A 24243-nucleotide genomic window follows, 5' to 3' on the forward strand; every position below is an offset into this window, starting at 1 on the left:
AGGTGGATCACAGTCTTAGTTAAGGCCCATCTGAAACAGCATTGTTTCAATACGCGGCACGTCTTCGGGATTGTTCAGCTCCCAAAAGGCGCGACCGCGTGCCTCGACTTCGACGCATAGAACGGGCACGCCGATATCGAGGAAGCGTAATTGCTCAAGCCCCTCCAGATCCTCGAGGGCCGAGGGCGCCGCAGCGATATAGCGCTGCAACGCCGCCGGGCGATAGGCATAGACACCGACATGGTGAAACACAGGTGTCTCGTCATCATCGGCATAGGTTTTCCCGCGATAGGGAATCACTTCCTTCGAGAAATAGAGCGCGCGTTTATCGGCGGCGAAAACGACGGTCGTGCCGCCCACACGGCCCGCGCGGCGATCCTCAAGAAAACCATTTAGCGCGGCGCCATGGGTCCGCAGTACGGGCGTTGCGACGTCAAACTCGGGCGCGGCGCGCAGCTGTGCAACCAGCTCTTCGACGAACCAGGCCGGGGTCAACGGCGCGTCGCCTTGCAGGTTCACCACGATATCATACTGGGCCGCCAGCACGTCCAGCGCCTCGGCGCAGCGCTCAGTTCCATTGCGGCAAGTGGTGGCGGTCATGACGACTTCGGCACCGAAACCCTCGGCGGCGGCCTTGATGCGCGCATCGTCGGTGGCAACGACCACGCGGTCCACGCCGCTGGCCGACATCGCAGCCAGCCACGAGCGTTCGATCAGCGTTTTTGCAGTGCCATCCGCGCCCTTTAGCGCAACCAGTGGCTTGCCAGGGTAGCGCGTTGACGCGAATCGCGCGGGAATTACGACCAGAACGGACATTGATTTATTCAGGCTTTCAGCTCGACACCGGGGGCAGCGGCAATGAAAAAGGGATTGGCGAAACCGGCCTTGCCATAGGTCAGCGGGCTGTGATCGTCAAAGTTCAGCACAGTGCCGCCCGCACCGCGCAACACAGCATCCCCCGCCGCCGTATCCCATTCCATGGTGCGGCCTAGACGGGGGTAAAGATCAGCCTCGCCGGTCGCGACAAGGCAGAATTTCAGCGATGATCCGGCGCTGGTCATATCGCGCACGGCGTATTTCGCGATGTAATCATCGGTCGCCTGATCGCGGTGCGATTTCGACGCAACAACCATCAGCGCCGCATTATCAGGCGTCGAAACCGTCAGCGCCTGCACCGGGCCCGGCGTATCGCCGAAGGGGCCGATTTCCTCGACCGAAGTGCCATCGGCCTGCGTATAAAACAGGCGGCCTTTCGCGGGCGCATAGACCACACCGCGCACTGGCACGCCGTCTTTCACATAGGCAATATTCACCGTGAAATCGCCGCGACGCTGAATAAACTCTTTCGTACCATCCAGCGGATCGACGATCAGGAATGTGCTTAAACTTTGACCATGCGTCGCGGATTGCTCTTCAGTGACCAGCGCAACGTCTGGAAAGGCGGCACGCAGGCCCGCCGCGATCACTTTATCGGCAGCTTCATCCGCGGCGGTTACGGGACTTTCGTCGGATTTAAGGCTAACGCCCAGATCTTCACCCTCGTAAATGCGGAGAATTTCGGCACCTGCTTGCAAAGCAAGGCTGCGCATCTGTTGCGTCAGCGTCTCAAAGTTCACGACCGGACCCCAGTGTTGCCTACAATCACAGCGGCATTTATGATGCGTTATACATCTGTCGGCAAGGAATACAGATGCAACCGCCCGAAAAAGCGGCAAACCCGCCGACAGACCGTGATCTTGGATCAGGAGAGCCGTGATGCAGCCCAGTCAATCCACGCATGCGGGAACGCCCAGCTATTGGAGCATGCTGCTGCTGACCTACCACCAAACCGTCTATAACGTGCGAAAAACCCATCGAAATCCGATCATCGCGCTGCTGCTGAACATCGCACAGACGATGCTGATGCTTTTGGGCTTCTATCTGATGATGTCGGTTATGCGGATGAACGATTCCTGGCTGCCAGGGGATTTCATCCTTTACATGCTATCTGGCATCTTTGTGTTCTTTACCCATGTAAAGGCGATCGGTGCCGTGTCAGGCGCGCAGGGGCCAACCTCGCCGATGTCGCTGCATCGGCCGCTGAACACACTGATCATCATTCTTTCTGCGGCACTTGCAGCGCTATATCTGCAGATTCTGTCTTTGATCGTTGTGCTGTTTTTGTATCACGCAGTAATTGCGCCATTACATATCGCCCATCCTATTGCCGCGATCGGGATGGTTTTGCTAGCCTGGTTTACCGGCGTCGGCATTGGAATGGTGTTCTACTCGCTGAAAGTATGGTTTCCCAATTTTATCAGCATGGTCTCGAGCGCGTATCAACGCATCAACATGATCGCGTCTGGCAAGATGTTCCTCGCGAATTCACTGCCCGCGATGATGCTGCCGCTGTTCCTGTGGAACCCGCTGTTCCATATCATCGACCAATGTCGCGGCTTTGTTTTCGTGAACTACACGCCGCGCAATACGAACTGGGAATATGCATTCTGGGCAGGTCTAACGCTGCTGATGATCGGCTTCTTGCTGGAATCTTTTGCCCGCCGCCATGCCTCGCTCAGCTGGGGCGCTGCGCGATAGGAAAAGAAAAGCCCGTGGCGATCACTCGCCACGGGCTGTTTTTTATTTGTTCAGCGCCGCCCGATTGTACCGGATCGAGGCCCAAAGCGCGGTGGCGATAAAGCCCGCGCCCAGCAGGCCCGTGATCACCTCTGGCACATGAATGTGCAGCGTCTGGATCAGCATGATCACCGACAGGATCAGGATCGAATAGAACGCGCCGTGTTCCAGGTAACGGAACTGCGCCAGGGTCTGGCGCTCGACCAGCATGATGGTCATCGAACGCACATACATCGCACCGATACCCAGGCCGATGGCGATCAGGAACAGGTTCTGCGTCAGGGCGAATGCCCCGATCACACCGTCAAAGCTGAAGCTGGCATCCAGCACTTCCAGGTAAAGGAACGCGCCGAAACCGCCCTTGGCGGCGGTCGATAGCGCGGCTTGCTGCTCATCCAACAGGTGGCCGATTACCTCGACGATCAGGAAGGTCAGCAGGCCGTAGATGGCCGATGTCAGGAACGTCAGCTCTTCGCCCTCGGGGACGAAATTGCTGAAGATCATGACGATGACCAGCACCAGCGCCACTTCGAAACCGCGCACGCTCGAGAAATGGTTCAGCCAACGCTCGAACCCACCGATCCAGTGGACGTCTTTTTCACTGTTCATGAAAAACTTCAGGCCGACCATCATCAGGAAGGTCGAACCAAACGCTGCGATCGAGGGATGGGCCTCGTTGATGATGGCGGCGTATTGCGCCTCATCCGTTGCGGCCAGCCAGATCGCTTCAATCGGCCCGATCCGCGCCGCGACCACCACGATCAGCACCGGGAACACGACCCGCATACCGAAAACGGCGATCAGAATACCCCAGGTCAAAAAGCGGCGCTGCCAGACGGGGGTCATGTCTTTCAGCTTGTTCGCATTCACAATCGCATTGTCGAATGAAAGCGAAATTTCCAAGATCGCCAGCACAATACCGACAAACAGGAAGCTAAGTGCGGGGGACATCCCGCCGGGGCCCGAGTTCCAGCCCAGCCAGAACGACAGGATCAAACCTGTGGCCGTCACGATGAAGGGCCATTTGAAATACTTTAGCGCGACGTCCATAGTTCTCCCGTCCTGAATGATAGTTTTCCGTCGCGAGATAGGAACGACAGGGACCCGCAACAAGGCTTGTCATCAGCTTTTCGTGAAGATTAACCCATTATTCACCAATCCTGCCGCAAGGTTGCGCTATGGCGGGATTTCAGGACTCTTTTTTACCGTTCGATGCGGGCCGGGACACGGACGAAACCGCCGCGCCCGCAGAGGTCGGCAAGCTGCCCAGTTACATACGCGACCACCGCACGCGCCTGCGCAGCCGGTTCATGGCGGGCGGTGCGGATGCCCTGCCCGATTACGAGCTGCTGGAACTGGTGCTGTTCCGCGCCATCCCGCGACAAGATGTGAAACCGCTGGCGCGCCGCCTGCTGGAACGCTTTGGCGATTTCAACGCCGTGCTCTCTGCCCCGCCGCAGCGGCTGGAACAGATCGAGGGGGTCGGCCCCTCGGTCGTGACAGAGCTGAAAATTATCGAGGCGGCCGCCCACCGCCTTGCCCGTGCGCGCGTCATGCAGCGGCCTGTGCTATCGGGCTGGGACGCGCTGCTGGACTATTGCCATACCGTCATGGCCCACCGCGAGATTGAACAGTTCCGTATCCTGTTTCTTGACCGCAAGAACATCCTGATCGCAGACGAGGCACAGGCGCGCGGCACGGTCGATCACGTGCCTGTCTATCCGCGCGAGGTGGTGAAACGCGCGCTAGAGCTGAACGCCTCGGCGCTGATCTTGGTGCATAATCACCCCTCGGGCGATCCGACCCCCTCGCCGCAGGATATCGCGATCACCAAGCAAATTGACGAAGGGTTGCGCGTGCTTGGGCTGACATTGCATGACCATCTGGTCATCGGCCGCGCGCGCGAGATCAGCTTTCGCGCCGAAGGGCTGATCTAGCCGCCCAGCGAGAGGGAGACGGTCAGCCCCTCAGCCGCATCACAAGCGGGCAGTGCAACCTGCAAGGGCCGCAAGGTGGTCTGATGATCGCCATCCACGCTGAGCACCGACGCCAGCAGTTCCTGTCCGCATAGCGCGTCATCAACGCGGATTTGCACCGGTTGCGCGCCGGACCAATAAAACCCGGCCTGACCAATGGGGGTGGATTCGGGAATGCTGAACAGCGATGCGGCGGCATTTTCGGGCAGCAACAGCGTCAGGGGCGGGCCAGAATCTGCGCTCGTCTGCGCCAGCGCGCTGGTACCGTCGGGCAGGCTGACCATCACCAGCGCCTCACGCGCAAGCGCCGGGATTTGTGCCCCAAGGTGCCCCTCGTTATCGAGCACGCTCTGAAAAGATAACGCATCGTGGAAAATGGTGGCCATCTGGCCCGGCGCACATGGCGCATCTAGCGTGATGTCCAAAAGGCCGGCGGTGGCGGCGGGCTGGACCGTCAGATCCACCCCGCAATCGCGCGCCTGTGCCGCGCTTGGCGCGACCCATGGCAGCGCAGCGGGCGCTGTCAGCATCACAGCCAAAACAACGCCCGCCCGCATCATCAATGGGCCCCGTGGCAGTTCTTGAACCGCTTGCCCGAACCGCAGGGACAAGGATCATTGCGCGAGGGGTTGCCCCAAGTGGTGGGGTCATTCTCATCAAAGCCCGGACGCGGGCCAGCAGCCTCTGGGGCGGCAGGTGCGGCGGTGGGCAGACCCACCGGTCGCACAGCCACTTGCGGGGCGCTGGGGGCTGCGGGCGCGCCTGCGGCGGCAGCCTCGGCGGCGGCACGCTGGCGCTGCTGCTCCAGCATCTGGTTCATCAGCGCCTCTTGCTGCTCGCGCGAGATGGGGCGGATCTGACCCAGCTTGGTCGTCACTTCCTGACGCAAAGATTCCAGCAGCTCTTCGAACAGTTGGAAGCCTTCGTTCTTATATTCGTTCAGCGGATCGCGCTGCGCATAGCCGCGGAAGCCGACAACAGAACGCAGATGCTCAAGACGCAGCAGATGCTCGCGCCATTTGGCGTCGATAACCTGCAGCAACATCTGTTTCTCGACCGAGCGCCATGTATCGACGCCAAAGGCCTCGACCTGCGCGGTCTCGCGCTTGGCCGCAGCCTCGATAATACGGTCGCGGACCTGTTCGGGGTCGATATTTTCTTCGGCTAGCCAATCGGCCAGCGGCAGATCCAGCACCAGACGCTCGGCCACAGCCTTTTGCAGCCCTTCCAGATCCCATTGGTCGGCATAGCTGCCATAGGGCATGAAATCGCCAACCAGATCCTCGATCGCCTGTTCGCGCATATCGCCAACGGTTTCCGACAGATCCTGCGCTTCCATAATCTCGCGGCGCTGGCTGAAGATCACCTTGCGCTGATCGTTCATCACGTCGTCGAATTTCAGCAGCTGTTTGCGGACGTCAAAGTTGCGGCCTTCGACCTTGGCCTGCGCGCGTTCCAGCGATTTGTTCACCCAAGGGTGCACAATCGCCTCGCCCTCTTTCATGCCCAGCTTTGACAGCACCGAATCCAGACGATCCGAGCCAAAGATCCGCATCAGGTCATCTTCCAGCGACAGGAAGAAGTTCGACCGCCCCGGGTCACCCTGACGGCCGGAACGGCCACGCAGCTGGTTGTCGATGCGGCGCGATTCGTGGCGCTCGGTGGCCAGAACGAACAGGCCGCCCGCCTCTTTCACCTTCTGCTTTTCCTCGGCATGCTCGGCCTCGATCTGGGCGCGCAAGGCATCGGGGTTCGCATTCGGATCGGCGGCGACAGCCTCTAGAACCTTCATGTCGACGTTGCCGCCCAGCTGAATGTCCGTGCCGCGACCGGCCATGTTTGTGGCGATCGTCACCGCACCAAAACGGCCCGCATCGGCGATGATATGCGCCTCTTGCTCGTGCTGGCGGGCGTTCAGGACGTTATGCGGAATACCGGCTTGCTGCAGCAGGCTCGACAGCAGCTCGGACTTTTCAATCGAGGTGGTGCCCACAAGGATCGGCTGACCTTTGGCATGGGCGGTCTTGATCTCGGCCACCACACCTTCGAACTTTTCGCGCGCGGTGCGATAGACTTGGTCATGCTCGTCGACACGGGCCACCGGACGGTTGGTCGGCACTTCGACAACACCCAGACCATAGATCTGGCCGAATTCTTCGGCCTCGGTCAGCGCGGTGCCGGTCATGCCGGCCAGCTTTTTGTAAAGACGGAAGTAGTTCTGGAAGGTTACCTGCGCCAGCGTCACGTTCTCGGGCTGGATCTTGGCGCCTTCTTTGGCCTCGATGGCCTGATGCAGGCCCTCGGACAGGCGGCGACCGACCATCATACGGCCGGTGAATTCGTCGATCAGCACCACTTCGCCGTCGCGGACGATGTAATCCTTGTCGCGGGCATACAGGATATGCGCGCGCAGACCTTGGTTCACATGGTGGACGATGGTCGTGCTGGCCGGATCATACAGCGACTGGTCCTTGGGCAGGATTTCCAGCTGATGCAGGCGATCCTCGAGGAACTCGTTCCCCTCATCGGTCAGCGTGACGTTACGTGCTTTTTCATCGACGGTGTAATGCTCGGCGGTCAGCTCGGGGATGACCTTGTCGATGGCCAGATACAGATCCGAGCGATCCTGCGAGGGACCCGAGATGATCAGCGGCGTGCGTGCCTCGTCGATCAGGATCGAGTCGACCTCGTCGACGATCGCATAGAAATGCGGGCGCTGGTTCATCTGCGCCAGATCGCCCTTCATATTGTCGCGCAGATAGTCAAAACCCAGCTCGTTATTCGTGGCATAGGTGATATCGGCGGCGTAGGCGTCTTTTTTCTCGCCATCGGGCTGCTGCGGATAGACAACCGAAGTGGTCATCCCCAGCGCAGCAAAGACCCGACCCATGATCGCAGCGTCGCGCTTGGCCAGATAGTCGTTCACCGTAACAATATGGACGCCCTTGGCGGGGATCGCATTCAGATAGGCCGGGAAAGTCGCCATCAGCGTCTTGCCTTCGCCCGTCTTCATTTCGGCAATATTGCCTTGATGCAGGAAAACACCCGCCATCAGCTGCACATCAAAGGCGCGCAGGCCCAATGTGCGGCGCGCCGCCTCGCGGCAGTTTGCAAACGCCTCGGGCAGAAGCGCATCAAGCGATTCTCCGCCGGCATGGCGATTGCGGAATTCTTCGGTCTTTGCGATCAGCCCGGCATCATCAAGGACCTGAAACTGCGGCTCGAGTGCGTTGATTTTCGCAATAAGGCTACGCGTTGCCTTGATTTTCTTGTCATTTGCCGACCCGAAGATCTTTCGCGTCAGCGTTTCAAATCCCAGCATGTCTCGTCGTCCCCGACTGCTCTATACGCGCCTGCTACTTCATCCGACTGTGAGGGCCGCGATGCTTGTCGTGTCGGCGCCCAAGGCGTAATAAGGCGCCGGTAGGCCCCGAAACGGCGGCCCAAGGGCAGCCAAAGCCCGTTGGGGATGTAAGGGGCTGGTGTCTTAGTGTCAACGTCGCCGCAGTTTAGCGACCGAACAAGGAAGATTTTATGGCCAAACGTAACCTGTTTACCGCCAGCCGCGGTGCCGCTCTCGGCCTGTCGCTGTCGCTGCTGGCGCTTGCCCCCGCACTGGCACAAGACGCCCCCGCAGCGCCGACGCGCGACACTGTGATCGCCAGCGTCAACGGCACTGATATCACTTTGGGCGAGATGCTGCTGGCCTATTCGGCCCTGCCGCAGCAATATCGCCAGCTGCCCGCGGATGTGCTGCTGCCCAGCCTTGTCGATCAGATGGTGCAACAGCAACTGCTGGCTGAACAGGTCACCGAGGTTCCTGCCGCCGTTGAGATGGCCCTTGCCAATCAGCGCCGCGAGCTGCTGTCCTATGAAGCCGTGCAGGATCTGCTGGCAGATGCTGTGACCGACGAGACGCTGCAAGCCGCCTATGACCGCGCCTTCGACGGCGTCACCCCCGGCAATGAATACAGCGCCGCGCATATTCTGGTCGCGACCCAGGAAGAGGCAGATGCCGTCATCGCCCGCCTGAACGCCGGCGAGGATTTCGCAACCGTCGCGCAAGAGCTGTCGCTGGATACCGGTTCGGGCGCCGCTGGCGGCGAGCTGGGCTGGTTCGCCCCCGAAATGATGGTCGAGCCCTTTGCCAATGCCGTGGTGGAGCTGGGCGAAGCGGGTCAGTTCGACACGCTGTCCGCGCCGATTGAATCGCAATTTGGCTTCCACATCATCACCGTGCACGAAGCCCGTCCGCAATCGCTGCCCACGATCGCCGAGATCCGCACCGAACTGGAAGGCCAAGTCCGTCAGGACACGCTGACCGAAATTCTGAACGGTCTTGAGGCAGAGTCCGAGGTGTCGCGCACAGATCTGACCACCTTTGACCCGACCGCACTTCTCAACGTCGAACTGCTGAACCAGGAATAATGACGATGGCCGTCTCGCCTCTTGCCCCTGCCGCCTTCCCCAGCCTGCCCGCGATTGCGGGGGTGCGTTTTGCAACGGCTGCGGCCGGCGTGCGCTATAAGGGGCGCACCGATGTGATGCTGGCCGTGCTGGACGCGGGCGCGGTGGTGGCGGGTGTGTTCACACGCTCGTCCACCCGTTCGGCAGCCGTGCTGGATTGTCAGGCCAAAAACGGCCTGCCTGCCACGGGCGGGGCGGCCATTGTCGTAAATTCCGGAAATTCCAACGCCTTCACCGGCAAGGTGGGGGCGGTTTCGGTCGCTGCGATCTCGGCTGCGACCGCCGAACTGCTGGGTCTGTCCGAAGACCGCGTCTTCACCTCGTCCACCGGCGTCATTGGCGAGCCGATGCCGCACCAGCGGATCATCGACGCCTTGCCCGCGCTGCAAGGCGCATTGGACGGCAGTGCCATCGACGCGGCAGCCCGTGCGATCATGACCACCGACACCTTCCCCAAAGGCGCCAGCGCCACGGTGAATGTCGGCGGCAAGACCGTCACCATTTCCGGCATCGCCAAAGGCTCGGGCATGATTGCGCCCGATATGGCGACGATGCTGGTCTATATCTTTACCGATGCGCTGATCGACCACGCCAGCCTGCAGGCGGCTGTGTCGGGCGCGTCCGACAGCACCTTCAACTGCATCACGGTCGATAGCGACACCTCGACCTCGGACACGGTTCTGGTTGCCGCAACCGGTGCCAGCGGTGTGCAAGTTGCGGGCAATGCGGACTTCACCGCCGCCCTGACCGATGTGATGCGCGATCTTGCCCTGCAAGTCGTCCGCGACGGCGAAGGCGCGACCAAATTTATCGAGGTGCAGGTCACCGGCGCGGCTGACGATCTGGACGCTCGCAAGGTGGCAATGGCGATTGCGAACTCGCCCCTCGTGAAAACCGCAATCGCAGGTCAGGATGCGAACTGGGGCCGCGTCGTGATGGCGGTCGGCAAATCCGGCGCTGCCGCAGATCGCGACCTGCTGGCGATCCGCTTTGGCGATATCTGGGTCGCCCGCAATGGCTATCGCGATCCCGATTATTCCGAGGATGCGACATCTGCCTATATGAAACAGCAAGAGCTGGTCATCGGCGTCGATCTGGGTCTGGGCGAGGGTCGCAGCACCGTTTGGACCTGCGATCTGACCCATGGCTATATCGACATCAACGCGGATTACCGCTCGTGAAGCTGGTTCTGGTTGCCGCTGTCGCGCTGGTCAAAGACCGGCGCGTGCTGCTGGCGCAGCGCCCTGCCGGAAAGTCGCTGGCAGGGCTGTGGGAGTTTCCGGGCGGCAAAATCGAGCCCGGCGAATCACCCGAAGTCGCGCTGATTCGCGAATTGGATGAGGAATTGGGGATTACCGCCAGCGCTCAATCGCTGTCACCCTTGGCTTTTGCCAGCCATAGCTATCCCGATTTTCACCTTTTGATGCCGCTTTACCTGTGCCGCGACTGGCAGGGCACCCCGCATGGCCGCGAAGGCCAGGCGATCGAATGGGCCGATATCAATAGCTTGGATGACTATCCGATGCCGCCCGCTGACCTGCCACTGCTGCCTTCTCTGCGCGCCCTATAGCGCAGCGGTTTTATTTTCAAATTGTTTACTTTTTGATTGCAAAATAGTCATCACACCCGCAATGTGCATAAACGCACGGCATTTGGGAGGATGTCATGTTACGGACGATCAAAGTGACTGCCAGCGTTTTTGTTCAAGGACAGCTGGTTCGGGCGTTGGAGGATGGGCGCCTGGTACTACGCGTTGGTAACCGTTTGGTGTCTGGCGCATCGGTGTAACAGCCGTATGACCCCGAGGTAGAAATACATCCGGGGACTGTTGGAATACTAAACCTGCTACGCCATGCGTAGCAGGTTTTTTCATGCCTAGGCCGAAACCGGCGTATAGGTCGGATAGTCGGTATATCCCTCATATCCGCTGCCATAAAACGTGGCGCGGTCGGGGGTGGCCAGCGGCCAGCCGTTGCGCAAACGCGCGATCAGATCGGGGTTGCCGATCAACGGCACACCAAAGGCGGCAATGTCGATCAAACCTGCCTCTAGCAGCGCATTCGCCTTTTCCAGATCAAGACCGCCCGCCAGGATCAGCGGGCCATTCCAGGCGGCGCGGAACTGCGCCAGATAACCCTCGGGCAAGGTCCAGGTGCCGCCCACGTTCTGATCCATCAGATGGACATAGGCGAGGCCACGGCTGGAGAGCGCGCGCGCCAGCACCAGATAGGTCTCGCCCTCGCCCTCATAGCCCGCCATACCGCTGACACGGCCAAACGGCGTCAGACGGATGCCGACACGATCCGCGCCAATACGCGCGACGCAAGCATCGACAATCTCCAGCGCGAACCGAATGCGATTTTCAATCGAGCCGCCATAAATATCGTCGCGGTCGTTGACGGTGGCGTTGATGAATTGCTCGACCAGATAGCCATTGGCGCCGTGGATCTCGACCCCATCGAAACCGGCCTTGATGGCGTTTTCGGCGGCAATCGCGAAATCCTCGACCACGCCTGCGATCTCGTCAATCGTCAGCGCATGGGGAACCGAGGCTGGCACAAAGCCATGCGTGCCGTCGGGGTGGCGCACATAGGCCATCGCGCCCTGTGCCTGTTTGGCGCTGGCGCTGACAGGTTGCGCGCCGTTCGGCTGCACCAGCTCATGGCTGACGCGGCCAACATGCCAAAGCTGGGTAAAGATCGCAGCGCCTTGGTCATGGGCGGCGGCGGTGACGGGCTGCCAGGCTGCGACCTGCTCCTCGGACCAGATACCGGGGCAATCAACGGTGCCCGAGGCGCTGGCACTGACGACCGTGCCCTCGGTGACGATCAGGCCGACACCGGATCGTTGGGCGTAATAGCGGGCCATTTCAGGGGCGGGGACGTTCTGCGGGGCGCGGGCGCGGGTCATCGGTGCCATGGCCGCGCGATTTTTCAACACCAGCTTACCCAGCTGGTATGAGCCGAAAAGATCAGTCATTCTATGAAGCTTTCTGTCATTTGACAGAAGCATAGTTAGGCACGATCTGACCCAAGTAAAGATCGTGCCTAACCAAAGGCGCCCTAGCGCAGGCTTGCCCCCATCACGAGATCGGGAAGCGCGGTCGCGATCATCGGGAAGAACGACAGGATCAGAACCCCCACAATCATCGCCAGCCAGAACGGCACGACGCCGCGGAAAATCTCGGTCTGGCGCACATGGGGCACGACGGAATTCACGATGAACACGTTCATCCCCACGGGCGGCGAGATTAGCCCCATCTCCAGCACGATCATCACAATCACACCGAACCAGATCGGATCAAACCCCAGGGCGGTAATGACAGGGAAAAAGATCGGCAGCGTCAGCACCAGCATGGCAAAGCCGTCCATGAACATGCCCAGCACGATATAGCATAGGATAATCAATCCCATAACAACCCAAGGCGCAAAGCCCGAGCCTGTCAGGAACCCGCCAATCGTCTGCGGAATATGGCTAAGCGCCATGAACGGGTTGAACAGATGCGCGCCGATCAGGATCAGCATCACCGTGGCCGAAGTCAGCGCCGCATCACGGCCCGCATCCCACAGATCGCGCAGGTTAATCTCGCGCCGCGCAAGGCCCATGATCGCCAGCAGCCCCGCCCCTACGGCGGCGGATTCCACGGGCGAGAACAGCCCCGCATAAAGCCCGCCGATGGTCACAAGGATGATCGACAGGCCGGGCAACGCCTGGGCAAAGGCGCGGATTGCGGCGGCGCGCGGCACGGCCTCGCCCGCAGGGCCAGCCTCGGGGTGCAGGCGGCAGATGATCGCGACCGTCACCATGAACAGCACCAGCAGCAGCAGCCCCGGCAGGAAGCCCGCAAGGAACAGACGGCCGATGGATTGCTCGGTCAGGATGGCGTAGATGACGAACCCGGTCGAGGGCGGGATCAAAATCCCCAGCGTGCCGCCCGCCGCGACGGTCGCAGTGGCAAGGCGCGGGGAATAGCGATAGCGCTCCATCTCGGCCAGCGAGACCTTGCCCATCGTCAGTGCCGAGGCGATGGACGAGCCGCTGAGCGCTGAAAACGCACCGCAGCCCACCAGCGTTGCCTGCGCAAGGCCGCCGCGCATCCGCCCGACAGCGGCATAGGCCGCCGCATAAAGCGCGCGGCTGGTGCTGGTGCGGGTCGCAAGATTGCCCATCAGAATGAACAGCGGGATCACCACCAGTTCAAACTTGCTGGCCAATGTATAGCTTTCCGACGCCAGCAGCCCCATCGCGACCGGCAGGCCGGACATCAGCGTGATGCCGACAAAGCCGACCGCAAACATCGCAACCGCAACCGGAATACGCAGCAGGATCAGCGCCAGCAGCGCGAAAACACCGGCGAGGCCGGCCAAGGTGTCAATCATGTTTCACCTTTTGAAACAGCCGCAGCAGCGCACCCACGCCCGCAATCGCGACGAAGGCGGCGAGCGCATATTGGAAAGGGGCCTTGGGCAGGCCCAGAATGTTGGATTTCAGCCCGAACATCTGCGACAACTGCGCCGATTGGACGGTGGCATAGGCCAAGGTGAACCACAGCGCGGCGGTCAGCCCCGCACTGAGGCGATCAACACTCGCCTGCAACCACTTGGGCATGGCGCTGGCGAACAGGTCGACGCGGATCTGGCCGCCGCGATGATCCAGCAGCGCCACCGCGCCAAAGATCACGATCAGCAGGCCCATCTCGCCGAGTTCCTGCGCGCCGAACAGCGGATGGCCAAAGGCCCGCCCCACCACATCCGCCAGCAGCAGCGCGGTCATCGCCAGTAATGCTGCGCCCGCAAGTCGGGCGCAAAGCGCGGCAAGATGGCCGAACAGGGTCAGCGCCTTGGTCATTCAGCGCCCCGCATGGTGGCAAAGGCATCGCTCAGGCCTTGATCCGTCACAGCGGCCTCGGTCAGGGGCAGCAGGATGGCTTCGAACGCGGCGATCTCGGCCTCGGTCAGGTCGATGACGATCGCGGCGTCGCGGGCGCGCAGGCCAGCGATGGCCGCCTCGCCCTTGGCGTTCCACAAAGCCTCGGCATGGCGGGACAGATCGCGGCCCGATGCCGCCTCGAATGCCGCGCGCTCGGCCGCGGGCAGGCGGGCGATGCGGGCGGCGTTGGCGACGACGAAAAAGGATTGGTTGCCCAGCGGGATGCCGGTCACAACATGGCCCAGCACCTCGTCAAAACGGAAATCGCTGATGCCGCTGGAGCCGATCACAACGCCGTCGATCAGCCCGGGTTGCAGCGCGTTGTACACATCGCCTGCGGGCATCTGCACCGGATTGGCACCCAAGGCTTGCACCACCTGCCCCGACACTGCGCTAGAGACGCGGATTTTCAGCCCCGCGAGGTCAGCGGGCTGGCGGACAATGCGGTCGCGCAGCACAAGAACGGCATCCTCGGCCGTCCACAGCGCCACCGGCACGGTCGCGGGATATTCGCGCGCCAGCAGGCCTGCATCGACGCCGTTCCACAAGAAATCAGCGCCGGTCATGCCCTGGGGCAGCGCGCCCGGCCATTCGGTCAGCATCGACAGCGGGAATTGCGAAGATGTATAGCCCGGCAGACCCCAGACGATATCGGCAACACCCTGCACCGCGCGGATATATTGCTCGGCCGGGCCTGCGCCCAGCTCGCCCGCGGGATAGGTGCGGATCTCGAGGCCGGACGCCGCGACGCCTGTCGTCAGCGGGGTTACGATCGCCTCGGTTAGCGTATGGGTCGGCGCCACGAAATGGGCAAAACGCAGGGTTTCAGCCGCGGCAGGCATCGCCAAAACCGGGGCAGCAAAAAGCAGTGCGGCGGCAGCGGCCAGCCGGGGAAATCTGGTCATGTCATGTCCTTTGGGAAAAGGGGCGCCCCGAAGGCCGGGGCGCCGGGGGCTTAGTTCTCGCCCCAGATCGCTTGGGCGGTGTTCACGACCAGCTCCAGCTTGCGTTTTTGGTCGTCGACGGTGATTGCATTGCCGTGTTCGGTCGAGGCAAAGCCACATTGCGGCGCGATGCCCAATTGGTCGATATCGACATATTGCGCGGCTTCGTCGAACTTGCGCTTGAGCCAATCGGCCTGTTCCAGCTCGCCCGTCTTGGTGGTGATGAATCCGGCCATGACGCGCTTGTCACCCTTGGGCAGTAGCTTTAGCGGCGCAAGGCCACCCGCGCGTTCGGTGTCATATTCCATGAAATAGACATCGACCGAGGTGTGGTTGAAGATCGCATCCGCAGCGGCGTCATAGCCGCCCTCGGCCACATGGGCCGAGCGGAAGTTGCCGCGGCACATATGCATACCGATCACCATGTCGGCGGGACGATCCTTGATCGATGCTTCCAGCATCGCGGCATAGCTGGCGATCAGCTTGTCGGGATCCTGGCCCATGGCGCGGCGCTCCTCGCGCTGCTTTTCATCGCCAAGATAGGCAAAGAAGATGTCGTCCAGCTGCAGGTAACGGCAACCGGCGTCGTAAAACGCCTGCACGGCCTTTTTGTAGGTCTCGGCCGTGTCGTGGAACAGTTTTTCCTGATCCAGATAGGGCGCGTATTCGATATTCTCGGTCGGCGTGCGGAAATGCAGCGCCGAAGGACCGGGGATCGAGATTTTCGCAATACCCTCGCCCGGCTTCACCAGATTACGCACGAAAGTGAAATGTTCCAGCATCGGGTGATCAGCGGGGAAATCCAGCGCGCCGGTCAGATGCGGCTCGACCGGCGTGGTCTTGTGTTCGGTCTTGAACGGCAGGCTGCGGTTCGACGGCTTCATATCAAGGCCGGTCAGCAGGCCCATGAAATCGTAATGCCAAAAGGCGCGACGCGCCTCGCCATCGGTGAAAACGCCAAGGCCGGCGTCCTTTTGCAGCTGCACCAGCTCGCGAATACCGGCGTCTTCTGCGGCGCGCAGGTCAGCGGCGGGCACGCCCGGCTGGCGCGCGGCCTGCACAGCAGCGGGACGCAGCAGCGAGCCGACGTGATCGGCGCGGAACGGCGCGCGGCGGCGGATGGTTGTTTCAGTCGTCATCGCGACTTACCCCTTACTTCGGCCCGCCAACGCAGGCCGTCTTACATTCAGCAGACCTTTGCCCCTGAATTTACAGGAAAGGCCCGCGCATAAAGGGCTAGATCGCCTCAGCCGGCGGGTAAGTCAACTATGCGGGCGCCTCATAATATTCATGTCTATCATGAGGCGCACCACATAAAGAAAAAGGCGACCCCGAGGGGCCGCCTTTTCAGAACATTCATGCTGCCTTACAGGCTGCGTTCGACCGTTTCGCGCTCGAAAATCTCGATGACGTCGCCTGCGCGAATGTCTTCGTAATTCTCGAAGGCCATGCCGCATTCCTGACCCGATGGCACTTCGGACACTTCGTCCTTATAGCGCTTCAGCGTCTTCAGCGTGCCCTCGTGGATCACCACGTTGTCACGCAGCAGACGCACGCCAGCCGAGCGACGCGCCACGCCCTCGGTGATCAGGCAGCCAGCAACCTTGCCGACGCCCGAAACCTTGAACACTTCGCGGATCGAGGCGTAACCGATAAAGCGCTCGCGCACTTCGGCTTTCAGCAGGCCCGATGCGGCAGCGGTGATGTCGTCCACCAGATCATAGATGATCGAGTAATAGCGGATCTCGACACCCTTTTGCTGGGCGACGTTACGGGCCGCAGCATTGGCACGGACGTTAAAGCCGATAACCGGCACGCCCGAAGCCTCGGCCAGCGTGATATCGCTTTCGGTGATCGCACCGACGCCCGAATGCAGCACGCGCACGCGCACCTCTTCGTTGCCGATCTTCTCAAGCACCTGAACGATAGCCTCGACCGAACCTTGCACGTCAGCTTTGACCACAACCGACAGCTCGGCGATGTCCTTGTCGGCTTTGGCGCGGGCCATCAGCTGTTCAAGGGTCGCAGTGCCAGCGGCGGTGCGTTTGTCTTTGGCGACTTGCGCACGGTAGTCGGCGATCTCGCGGGCTTGCTGTTCGGTTTCGACGACGTTCAACACGTCACCTGCCGACGGCGTGCCGTTCAGACCCAGAACCTCGACCGGAACCGAAGGCGCAGCCTCGGTCACACGCTCGCCCTGGTCGTTGACCAGCGCACGGACTTTACCCCAGGTTTGGCCGACCACGAAAATGTCGCCCTGACGCAGCGTGCCGTTTTGCACCAGAACCGTGGCAACGGGGCCGCGACCCACGTCCAGCTTCGCCTCGATCACGGCGCCATGGGCGGCACGGTTCGGGTTGGCTTGCAGTTCCAGAATCTCGGCTTGCAGCGCGATGGCTTCCAGCAGGGTGTCGATGCCCTGACCGGTTTTCGCCGACAGCTCGACCGTCTGCACATCGCCGCCCATTTCTTCGACAACGACTTCGTATTGCAGCAGATCGGTGCGCACCTTTTGCGGGTTCGCCTCGTATTTGTCGATCTTGTTGATCGCCACGATCATCGGCACGTTGGCTGCACGGGCATGGCTGATCGCCTCGACCGTTTGCGGTTTGACCGCATCATCAGCAGCCACCACCAGCACGACGATATCCGTCACCTGCGCGCCGCGGGCCCGCATCGAGGTAAACGCCGCGTGACCGGGCGTATCGAGGAAGGTCAGAACCGCCCCGCTATCCGTCGTCACCTGATAGGCACCAATGTGCTGCGTGATACCGCCCGCTTCGGCAGAGACCACGTTCGCCTTGCGGATCGCATCCAGCAGCGAGGTCTTGCCGTGGTCGACGTGGCCCATAATGGTCACGATCGGCGGACGCGGCGACAGATCTTCGGCCTTGTCGACAACCGTATCGATCACCTGCTCGACGTCAGCATCCGAGACGCGCACAACACGGTGGCCGAATTCTTCGACAACCAGCTGCGCGGTATCTGCGTCGATGGACTGGTTGGTCGTCGCCATAATGCCGTTACGCATCAGGAACTTGACCACATCAGCCACACGCTCGGCCATACGGTTGGCCAACTCGCCCACGGTGATCGCTTCGGGAAGCTGCACATCGCGGATGATCTTTTCGCGCTCGACCGTGCCGCCCATGGCTTTTTGACGCGCACGCTCTTGCTTGCGCTTCATGGCGGCCATCGAACGCTGGCGGCCTTCGCCGTCCGTTGCCTGTGCAACGGTCAGCTTGCCGGCGCGGCGACCTTCGTCCTCGCGGCCCGGCTTGGCCTTGGCTGTTTTGTCACCGCGTGCATCGGCGCGCACATCGGTGCGGTCGCGATCGGTTTTGCGCGGGCCGGTTGCACCGGCTGCGGCCTGTGCATCAGCGGGCGTCGTCGTCGGCGCTGCAGCAGCAGGTGCTGCGGTGCGGGCCGGGCGACGATCGGGGGCGACTTTCTTCTCGGCTTGCTTTTCAGCAGCCTCGGCGGCCTTGCGGGCAGCCTCTTCTTCTTCGCGCTTGCGCTTTTCTTCGGCCGCTGCCGCCATTTCGCGCTCTTCACGCTCTTTGGCTTCGATATCGGCACGACGACGCTCGCGCTCTTCGGCGCGGGCCTGCTCTTCGGCGGCGCGACGCGCATTGTCATCAGCTTCGCGGGCACGGGCCAGCGCCAGTGCCTTCATGCGCCGTTCCAGCTCGGCATCGGTGATGCCAGCCGGACGACGGGTTGGATCACCGCCCGCAACAGCACCAGCAGATCCCGCAGCGGCACCAGGCTTTGGCACCACAACGCGCTTGCGCTTGGTTTCAACGACCACATTTTTCGTGCGGCCGTGGCTGAAGCTCTGTTTTACATTGCCGGGCGCCGAACCGGACCCGCGCAGCCCCAGGGGCTTCTTGCCGTCACTATCACTCATCTGGCTTCAATATCCTTCCCGGCAATCCCCTGACTGCCGTCATCCTCGCGCATGCCACGCAGCTTCGAGGCGTCCTCTACAACATGGTCACTCAATGCACCAGCCGCGAGCGCGCCATGTATTACACTTTGTCGACCGAATGCAAAACCCAATTCTTCGGCGGACAGGCAGCTGAAATAGCGCGCACCTGTCGGCGTCCATAATTTAGCCTTGCCGCGTTCTGATCCGTCATCGGCCTGCAGCAGCACCCGCACGGCGCGGGTATCAAACTGCGCCTTATCAAGCTGCGCCTTGACCTTTTCAAATCCGCAGATCGCGATGCCTGCTTTGCGCGCCAATGCGATCAGATCGATCACCCGGCGCACAAGCTGACGTTCCACATCATCTGCAAGCGTTTCTGGAACGATCACAGCAGCCTTTGCGGCGCGGGCAAATTCCTTGCGCCCCGCCGCTGCGATTGCCGCCCGCGTGGCCGAGACATACATGCCCCGGCCCGGCAGGCGTTCCAGCAGATCGGGCACGACCGTATTGTCAGGCCCGAGGACAAAGCGCACGAGCCCCGCCTTGGGCTGCACTTCGCCCGTAACGATGCAACGCCGCTCGGCCTCGTCGCGCTGATTATTGCGTCCGCCTCTGGTCATGCCTTTGTCCTTACCCGAGAACCGATCAGTCCTCGGCCTCCTCTTCTTCTTCGGTTGCAGCTTCAAGTTCAGCCGCATCGACCCAACCCAGCGACACGCGCGCGGTCATGATCATGGTTTGCGCTTCTTCCAGGCTCAGATCGAAAGGCTCCAGCACGCCGTCGTCTTTGACGCGCTTGCCTTCGACCGTCGTCCAGCCGCCCGCCAGTTCCCAGTCGGCGCAGGTGGCGAAATCTTCCAGCGTTTTCACACCATCTTTCGCCAAAGCCTCGACCATTTGCGGGGTCAGACCGGGGAAGCTGATCAGGCTGTCTTCGGCACCCAGTGCACGGGCTGCCTCGAGGGCCTTTTCATTCTGGCTTTCGATATGGTCACGGGCGCGGGCCTGAACTTCGCCTGCGGTGGCTTCATCGACGCCTTCGATCGTGGTCAGCTCGTCCAGATCGACATAGGCGACTTCCTCGAGGTTGGTGAACCCTTCGGCGACCAGCAGCTGGGCAAAGAACTCGTCCAGATCCAGCGTTTCCATGAACAGTTTGGTGCGCGCCTCGAATTCGGCCTGACGACGCTTCGACTCTTCGGATTCGGTCATAATGTCGATGTCGAGGTTCGTCAGCTGGCTGGCCAGACGCACGTTCTGACCGCGGCGACCAATCGCCAAGGACAGTTGGTCATCGGGAACAACAACTTCAATACGCTCGGCATCTTCGTCCAGCACGACTTTGGTGACTTCTGCGGGCTGCAGCGCGTTCACCAAGAAGGTCGGCATGTCCTCGTTCCACGGAATGATGTCGATCTTTTCGCCCTGCAGCTCGCCGACGACGGCCTGCACACGGCTACCGCGCATACCGACACAGGCACCGACCGGGTCGATCGAGCTGTCGTTGCTGAGCACGGCGATTTTCGCGCGCGAACCGGGGTCACGGGCCACGGCTTTGATCTCGATGACGCCCTCATAGATCTCGGGGACTTCCATCTTGAACAGCTCGCGCATGAATTCGGGCGCGGTCCGCGACAGGAAGATCTGCGGGCCACGCACTTCGCGGCGCACATCTTTGACATAGCAGCGGATGCGGTCGTTCGGGCGATAGCTTTCGCGGCCGATCTTTTCATTGCGGCGCAGAATCGCCTCGCCAGCGCCGACATCGACGATGAGGTTGCCGTATTCTTCGCGCTTGACGGTGCCGTTGATGATCGTGCCCTGACGGTGCTTGAACTCTTCGTATTGGCGATCACGCTCGGCTTCGCGGATCTTTTGCAAGATCACCTGCTTGGCGCTTTGGGCGGCAATACGGCCCAGATCGACCGGCGGGATCTCTTCTTCAAAGATATCGCCGACCTCAGGGTTCGACATATACAGCTTGGCCTGATCGACCGTCATTTCGGCGTGGTAATTCTCGACCGCATCATCCTCGACCACGGTGCGCACCCGGCTGAAATGGGCGCGACCGGTCTTGCGGTCGATATGGACACGAATGTCCATATCGGCGCCGTAACGGCTTTTGGCCGCACGGGCGAGCGATTCTTCCATCGCTTCAACCACAAGACTGGGGTCGATCAGCTTTTCGCGTGCAACAGCTTCAGCGGTTTGCAGCAGTTCCAGCTGGTTGGCAGAGGTGATTGCCATCAGTGTTTCTCCTCAGGGGCGACGGGTGTCGCATCATCACTGTCTTCTTCGGCGTCGATGATGGTTTCCACCTCATCGAACTGTTCTTGGTTGATCAGACCGGCATCCTTGCGCCCGCGCAGCACGTCGCGGATCAGCTCGTCCGTCAGGACCAGCTTGGCATCGGACAGCCATTCGAATTTCAAGCCGATGGTGACGGGCTCGGCCGCGTCGTCCAGCTCGATCAGGATTTCATCACCCTCGGTACCGCGCAGCTCGCCCTTGAAACGGCGGCGACCGTCGATCAGCTCTTCGGTTTCGATCTTGGCGGTATAGCCGTCCCACAGATCGAAATCCTTCAGACGCGTCAGCGGGCGGTCGATCCCCGGCGAGGACACTTCCAGCGTGTAGTTTTCGACAATCGGGTCCTCGACATCGAGAACAGCCGAAACGGCGGTCGAGATTGCGGCGCAATCATCCACCTCGATCGTGCCATCGGGCTTTTGCGCCATGATCTGCAAGGTGGTTTCCTTGCCGGTCATCACGCGAATACGCACCAGTTCAAAGCCCATATCTTCGATAACGGGTTGAACGATTTCTGCGACACGACGGTCAATCGCCGCGCGGGCAATCAGGTCTGACATTTCTGGACCCCTTAAAACAAAAAAACGGGCGCGCGGCCCGTTGAGATCAATCGGTGGAACCCTGACCCGTTGGATCAAGACGCCGCTGTTGAGGGCTAGATAGCCGCTGCAGGCCCAAAGGTCAAGCACTGAGGCAAACGCCCTTAGGCGAAAGACCAACGTTCGGCGATCCGCGCGCTGTCCAGGGGCGCAAGTGTGCCCAGCGCCTGCGCATGTGACAGGCGGCGGGAATGCGCGTCGATATAGGGCAGCGCGGCGGGCCACAGCGCGGCGCCTTCCGTCTCGGCCATATGCTGGAGGCGGGTGTAAATCTGCGCGCGGCGGACCGAGTCGCCCTCGGCCCGGGCGGCTTGCAGCAGGTTGGCAAAGGCGGGGTCCGCGCCCAGCGCCGCCAGCGGCCCGCCGGTTTGCGCCGCCAGCGAAAAGGCCCAATCCTCGGTCAAGCCGCCGCTGAAAAGCTGCGGGGGGGCCAGCGCCGGCATCGCAAGGTCGGGATCAAAATCGACGCTGGCGGGCAGCGACACTTGCGCAGGCCCCAGCGGGTGATCGCCTGAAATCATCCCCAGCGATCCAGCATAGCCCGCGCGATCGACACCGCGCGCCGCCAGCGCATCGCGGGCCGCCAGCGGAATGACCAACTTGCGATTGCCACGCGTGACCGCCAGCGCAAGGCGGTGATCCTGCGCGGCCTCTGCGCCGGTCGCCTCGTCCAGATCGCCAATCGCGTCGAAATCACCCGCGCGCAGACCGCGCAGCGCCACATCGGGGGTTGCGGCTGTCAACATGACCTCGGCGAACCAGCCCGCTTGACCGTCTTTGTAATGCTGCGGCACACGGCGCAATGCGGCACTGCGGCCCGGCTGGAAATCCACGACATGGTAAAGCCCGGTGCCGACACCTGCGCTGAAATCGCCACCCGGCGCGATGATCAACTGCGGCGCAGCCAGAAGGAACGGAAAATCGACATGTGGCGCGTGCAGCGTGATATCCACAACATCCGCGCGCGGCGTCGCGATATGGGCGATCTGATCGACGATAAAGCCCGCCAAAGCGCCCCCGCGATGCACCAGCAGTGATGCCGCCACATCTGCAGATGTCAGCGCGTGTCCATCGTGAAACACCGCATCATGGCGCAGCTTGAACTGCCAGCGGGTGGCGTCGCTAGAGCATTCCCAGCTTTCGGCCAACTCGCCGCGCAGCTCGCCACTGGCGGCCACCTCGGTCAGGCAGTCAAACACCGCCCCCTGCGCTGCAACCTGCATGAACAACCCGCCGTGGCCGCGCGGATCCCAACTGTCGGCGGCATCCGCGCCCGGCAGCGCAATGCGCAACGTGCCGCCTGTGCCCGCCGACACCGGCTTGCCCGCCGCCGCGAAAAGGCCCGCGAACATGCCCGAGGCCATCAATCCCCGGCGGCTGATACGTTGGATGGGGCGCAGGCCTTGCTCTACCATGGCTCCATCTCCGCGAAGAAATCCATGGCGCGCAGCAGCTCGGTCGTGATGCCGCTTTCGGACAAAGCATGACCGGCGCGGGTCACCATCACAAGGCGGCTGGCCGGCCAGGCCTGATGCAGGCGATAGGCAGCGGCGGGCGGACAGATCATGTCATACCGGCCCTGCACGATAATGCCGGGGATATCGGCGATCCGATCCATCCGCGCCATGATCCCCGTCTGTGCATCCAGAAAACCGCCGTTCGCGAAATAATGGCATTCCAGCCGCGCAAAGGCATGGGCGTATTCGGCGGGCGGCTCGGACGGATGGCCGTCGCTGTCAATCGCGGCCAGCGCATTTTCCCACCCGGCCCACAGGCGCGCAAAGGCAACCTCGGTCGCGTAATCGCCACTGAACAGGCGACGGTGATAGGCGGCGATCAAATCGTGACGCTCGTCTTTCGGGATAGCGGTGCTAAAGCGATCCCATTGCGCCGGCCAGAACTGCCCTGCGCCGCCGCCATAGAACCAATCGAGTTCCGATTGCGTCGACAAAAACACACCGCGCAGCGCCAGCGCGCGTACGCGCGTCGGATGGCTTTGCGCATAGATCAGCGCCAGCGTTGCGCCCCAACTGCCGCCGAATACCACCCAGCTTTCAATGCCCAGCGTGGCACGAATCAGCTCGATATCCGCAACCAGATGCCATGTCGTATTGGCCGCCACCTGCGCATGCGGGCGCGAGCGGCCACATCCGCGCTGGTCAAACAGCACGACGCGATAAATGGCAGGGTCGAAATAGCGGCGCATCGCGGGGCTGCACCCGCCCCCCGGCCCGCCATGCAGCACCACGACAGGAATACCGGCGGGGTTACCCACCTGCTCGACATAGATCGAATGCCCATCGCCCACGTCCAGCATGCGCTGGTCATAGGGGGCCTGCGGCGCAAATAGCTGCGGCGTCGCTGATCTGTGTCCGAGTTCTTTATCCATGTCCCTTGTCCGTGGCGTCCTTTGGCCAAGCGCTGTAGATAGGGTAAAGATGCATGTAACGCACCCCAGTTGCCAGAGCGGA

General features: G+C 61.7%; 21 protein-coding genes. 5 read left to right on the forward strand and 16 right to left on the reverse strand.

What is annotated here, in order from left to right; translation table 11 throughout:
• Positions 1 to 15 precede the first annotated feature (15 nt).
• Together kdsB and cysQ are read right to left on the reverse strand one after the other, a co-directional pair.
• Positions 16 to 816 (reverse strand): 3-deoxy-manno-octulosonate cytidylyltransferase, encoded by an 801-nt coding sequence (gene kdsB, locus KVU_RS11580; RefSeq protein WP_013385423.1) that lies wholly within the window; start codon positions 814 to 816, stop codon positions 16 to 18.
• A gap of 8 nt (positions 817 to 824) precedes the next feature.
• Entirely contained in the window at positions 825 to 1616 is a 792-nt protein-coding gene (cysQ, locus tag KVU_RS11585) for a 3'(2'),5'-bisphosphate nucleotidase CysQ (RefSeq protein WP_013385424.1), read from the reverse strand.
• A 139-nt stretch (positions 1617 to 1755) separates the two neighbouring features.
• Between cysQ and KVU_RS11590 the strand changes: the two genes are divergently transcribed.
• A complete protein-coding gene (locus tag KVU_RS11590) occupies positions 1756 to 2577 on the forward strand; it encodes an ABC transporter permease (protein WP_013385425.1) in 822 nt (273 codons plus the stop codon).
• 42 nt (positions 2578 to 2619) lie between these two features.
• On the opposite strand, the gene KVU_RS11595 is transcribed toward KVU_RS11590, so the two are convergent.
• On the reverse strand, positions 2620 to 3666 hold the full coding sequence (locus KVU_RS11595) for a DUF475 domain-containing protein (RefSeq protein WP_013385426.1): 1047 nt from the start codon (positions 3664 to 3666) through the stop codon (positions 2620 to 2622).
• Positions 3667 to 3794: 128 nt separating this feature from the next.
• On the opposite strand from KVU_RS11595, the gene radC reads away from it, so the two are divergent.
• On the forward strand, positions 3795 to 4553 hold the full coding sequence (gene radC / locus KVU_RS11600) for a RadC family protein (protein WP_013385427.1): 759 nt from the start codon (positions 3795 to 3797) through the stop codon (positions 4551 to 4553).
• Here radC and KVU_RS11605 read toward each other — a convergent pair.
• Together KVU_RS11605 and secA are read right to left on the reverse strand one after the other, a co-directional pair.
• Positions 4550 to 5152, reverse strand: a complete 603-nt coding sequence (locus tag KVU_RS11605; RefSeq protein ID WP_013385428.1) for a hypothetical protein — start codon at positions 5150 to 5152, stop codon at positions 4550 to 4552. The two genes, radC and KVU_RS11605, sit on opposite strands and share 4 nt — an antisense overlap.
• Positions 5152 to 7914 (reverse strand): preprotein translocase subunit SecA, encoded by a 2763-nt coding sequence (secA, locus tag KVU_RS11610; protein ID WP_014538039.1) that lies wholly within the window; start codon positions 7912 to 7914, stop codon positions 5152 to 5154. The genes KVU_RS11605 and secA overlap by 1 nt, the downstream gene beginning before the upstream one ends.
• 212 nt (positions 7915 to 8126) lie before the next feature.
• On the opposite strand from secA, the gene KVU_RS11615 reads away from it, so the two are divergent.
• The 3 genes from KVU_RS11615 to mutT are packed head-to-tail and all read left to right on the forward strand — an operon-like array spanning position 8127 to position 10629.
• On the forward strand, positions 8127 to 9020 hold the full coding sequence (locus KVU_RS11615; protein WP_013385430.1) for a peptidylprolyl isomerase: 894 nt from the start codon (positions 8127 to 8129) through the stop codon (positions 9018 to 9020).
• Between the two features lie 5 nt (positions 9021 to 9025).
• Positions 9026 to 10240, forward strand: a complete 1215-nt coding sequence (gene argJ / locus KVU_RS11620; RefSeq protein WP_013385431.1) for a bifunctional glutamate N-acetyltransferase/amino-acid acetyltransferase ArgJ — start codon at positions 9026 to 9028, stop codon at positions 10238 to 10240.
• Positions 10237 to 10629 carry an 8-oxo-dGTP diphosphatase MutT gene (gene mutT, locus KVU_RS11625; RefSeq protein WP_013385432.1) on the forward strand — a complete coding sequence of 131 codons (393 nt, stop codon included), beginning with the start codon at positions 10237 to 10239 and terminating at the stop codon, positions 10627 to 10629. The genes argJ and mutT overlap by 4 nt, the downstream gene beginning before the upstream one ends.
• A 305-nt stretch (positions 10630 to 10934) precedes the next feature.
• Here mutT and KVU_RS11630 read toward each other — a convergent pair whose 3' ends face one another.
• From KVU_RS11630 to pip, 11 genes are all read right to left on the reverse strand, one after another.
• Positions 10935 to 12038 (reverse strand): alkene reductase, encoded by a 1104-nt coding sequence (locus tag KVU_RS11630; protein ID WP_013385433.1) that lies wholly within the window; start codon positions 12036 to 12038, stop codon positions 10935 to 10937.
• An 83-nt stretch (positions 12039 to 12121) separates the two neighbouring features.
• Positions 12122 to 13438 (reverse strand): TRAP transporter large permease, encoded by a 1317-nt coding sequence (locus KVU_RS11635; protein ID WP_013385434.1) that lies wholly within the window; start codon positions 13436 to 13438, stop codon positions 12122 to 12124.
• Positions 13431 to 13907 (reverse strand): TRAP transporter small permease, encoded by a 477-nt coding sequence (locus KVU_RS11640; RefSeq protein WP_013385435.1) that lies wholly within the window; start codon positions 13905 to 13907, stop codon positions 13431 to 13433. Before KVU_RS11640 ends, KVU_RS11635 begins: the two co-directional genes overlap by 8 nt.
• Positions 13904 to 14893, reverse strand: coding sequence for a TRAP transporter substrate-binding protein (locus KVU_RS11645; RefSeq protein ID WP_014538040.1), 990 nt, complete (start codon positions 14891 to 14893; stop codon positions 13904 to 13906). Before KVU_RS11645 ends, KVU_RS11640 begins: the two co-directional genes overlap by 4 nt.
• Before the next feature lie 50 nt (positions 14894 to 14943).
• Complete coding sequence (locus tag KVU_RS11650) at positions 14944 to 16071, reverse strand: 5-methyltetrahydropteroyltriglutamate--homocysteine S-methyltransferase (RefSeq protein WP_013385437.1); 1128 nt, start codon at positions 16069 to 16071, stop codon at positions 14944 to 14946.
• 227 nt (positions 16072 to 16298) lie between these two features.
• Positions 16299 to 18842: a translation initiation factor IF-2 gene (gene infB / locus KVU_RS11655; RefSeq protein WP_013385438.1), complete on the reverse strand. Its 2544-nt coding sequence runs from the start codon at positions 18840 to 18842 to the stop codon at positions 16299 to 16301.
• A complete protein-coding gene (locus tag KVU_RS11660; protein WP_013385439.1) occupies positions 18839 to 19483 on the reverse strand; it encodes an RNA-binding protein in 645 nt (214 codons plus the stop codon). Before KVU_RS11660 ends, infB begins: the two co-directional genes overlap by 4 nt.
• Before the next feature lie 25 nt (positions 19484 to 19508).
• Positions 19509 to 21110 (reverse strand): transcription termination factor NusA, encoded by a 1602-nt coding sequence (gene nusA, locus KVU_RS11665; RefSeq protein ID WP_013385440.1) that lies wholly within the window; start codon positions 21108 to 21110, stop codon positions 19509 to 19511.
• Positions 21110 to 21733 carry a ribosome maturation factor RimP gene (rimP, locus tag KVU_RS11670; protein ID WP_014538041.1) on the reverse strand — a complete coding sequence of 208 codons (624 nt, stop codon included), beginning with the start codon at positions 21731 to 21733 and terminating at the stop codon, positions 21110 to 21112. The genes nusA and rimP overlap by 1 nt, the downstream gene beginning before the upstream one ends.
• A 143-nt stretch (positions 21734 to 21876) precedes the next feature.
• The gene (locus KVU_RS11675) at positions 21877 to 23187 is read right to left on the reverse strand and encodes an ABC transporter substrate-binding protein (protein WP_236953108.1); all 1311 of its coding nucleotides are present in this window, start codon (positions 23185 to 23187) and stop codon (positions 21877 to 21879) included.
• Positions 23181 to 24161 (reverse strand): prolyl aminopeptidase, encoded by a 981-nt coding sequence (gene pip / locus KVU_RS11680; RefSeq protein WP_014538042.1) that lies wholly within the window; start codon positions 24159 to 24161, stop codon positions 23181 to 23183. Before pip ends, KVU_RS11675 begins: the two co-directional genes overlap by 7 nt.
• Between the last annotated feature and the right edge of the window lie 82 nt (positions 24162 to 24243).

It is taken from the genome of Ketogulonicigenium vulgare WSH-001, assembly GCF_000223375.1.
Taxonomy (GTDB): domain Bacteria; phylum Pseudomonadota; class Alphaproteobacteria; order Rhodobacterales; family Rhodobacteraceae; genus Ketogulonicigenium; species Ketogulonicigenium vulgare.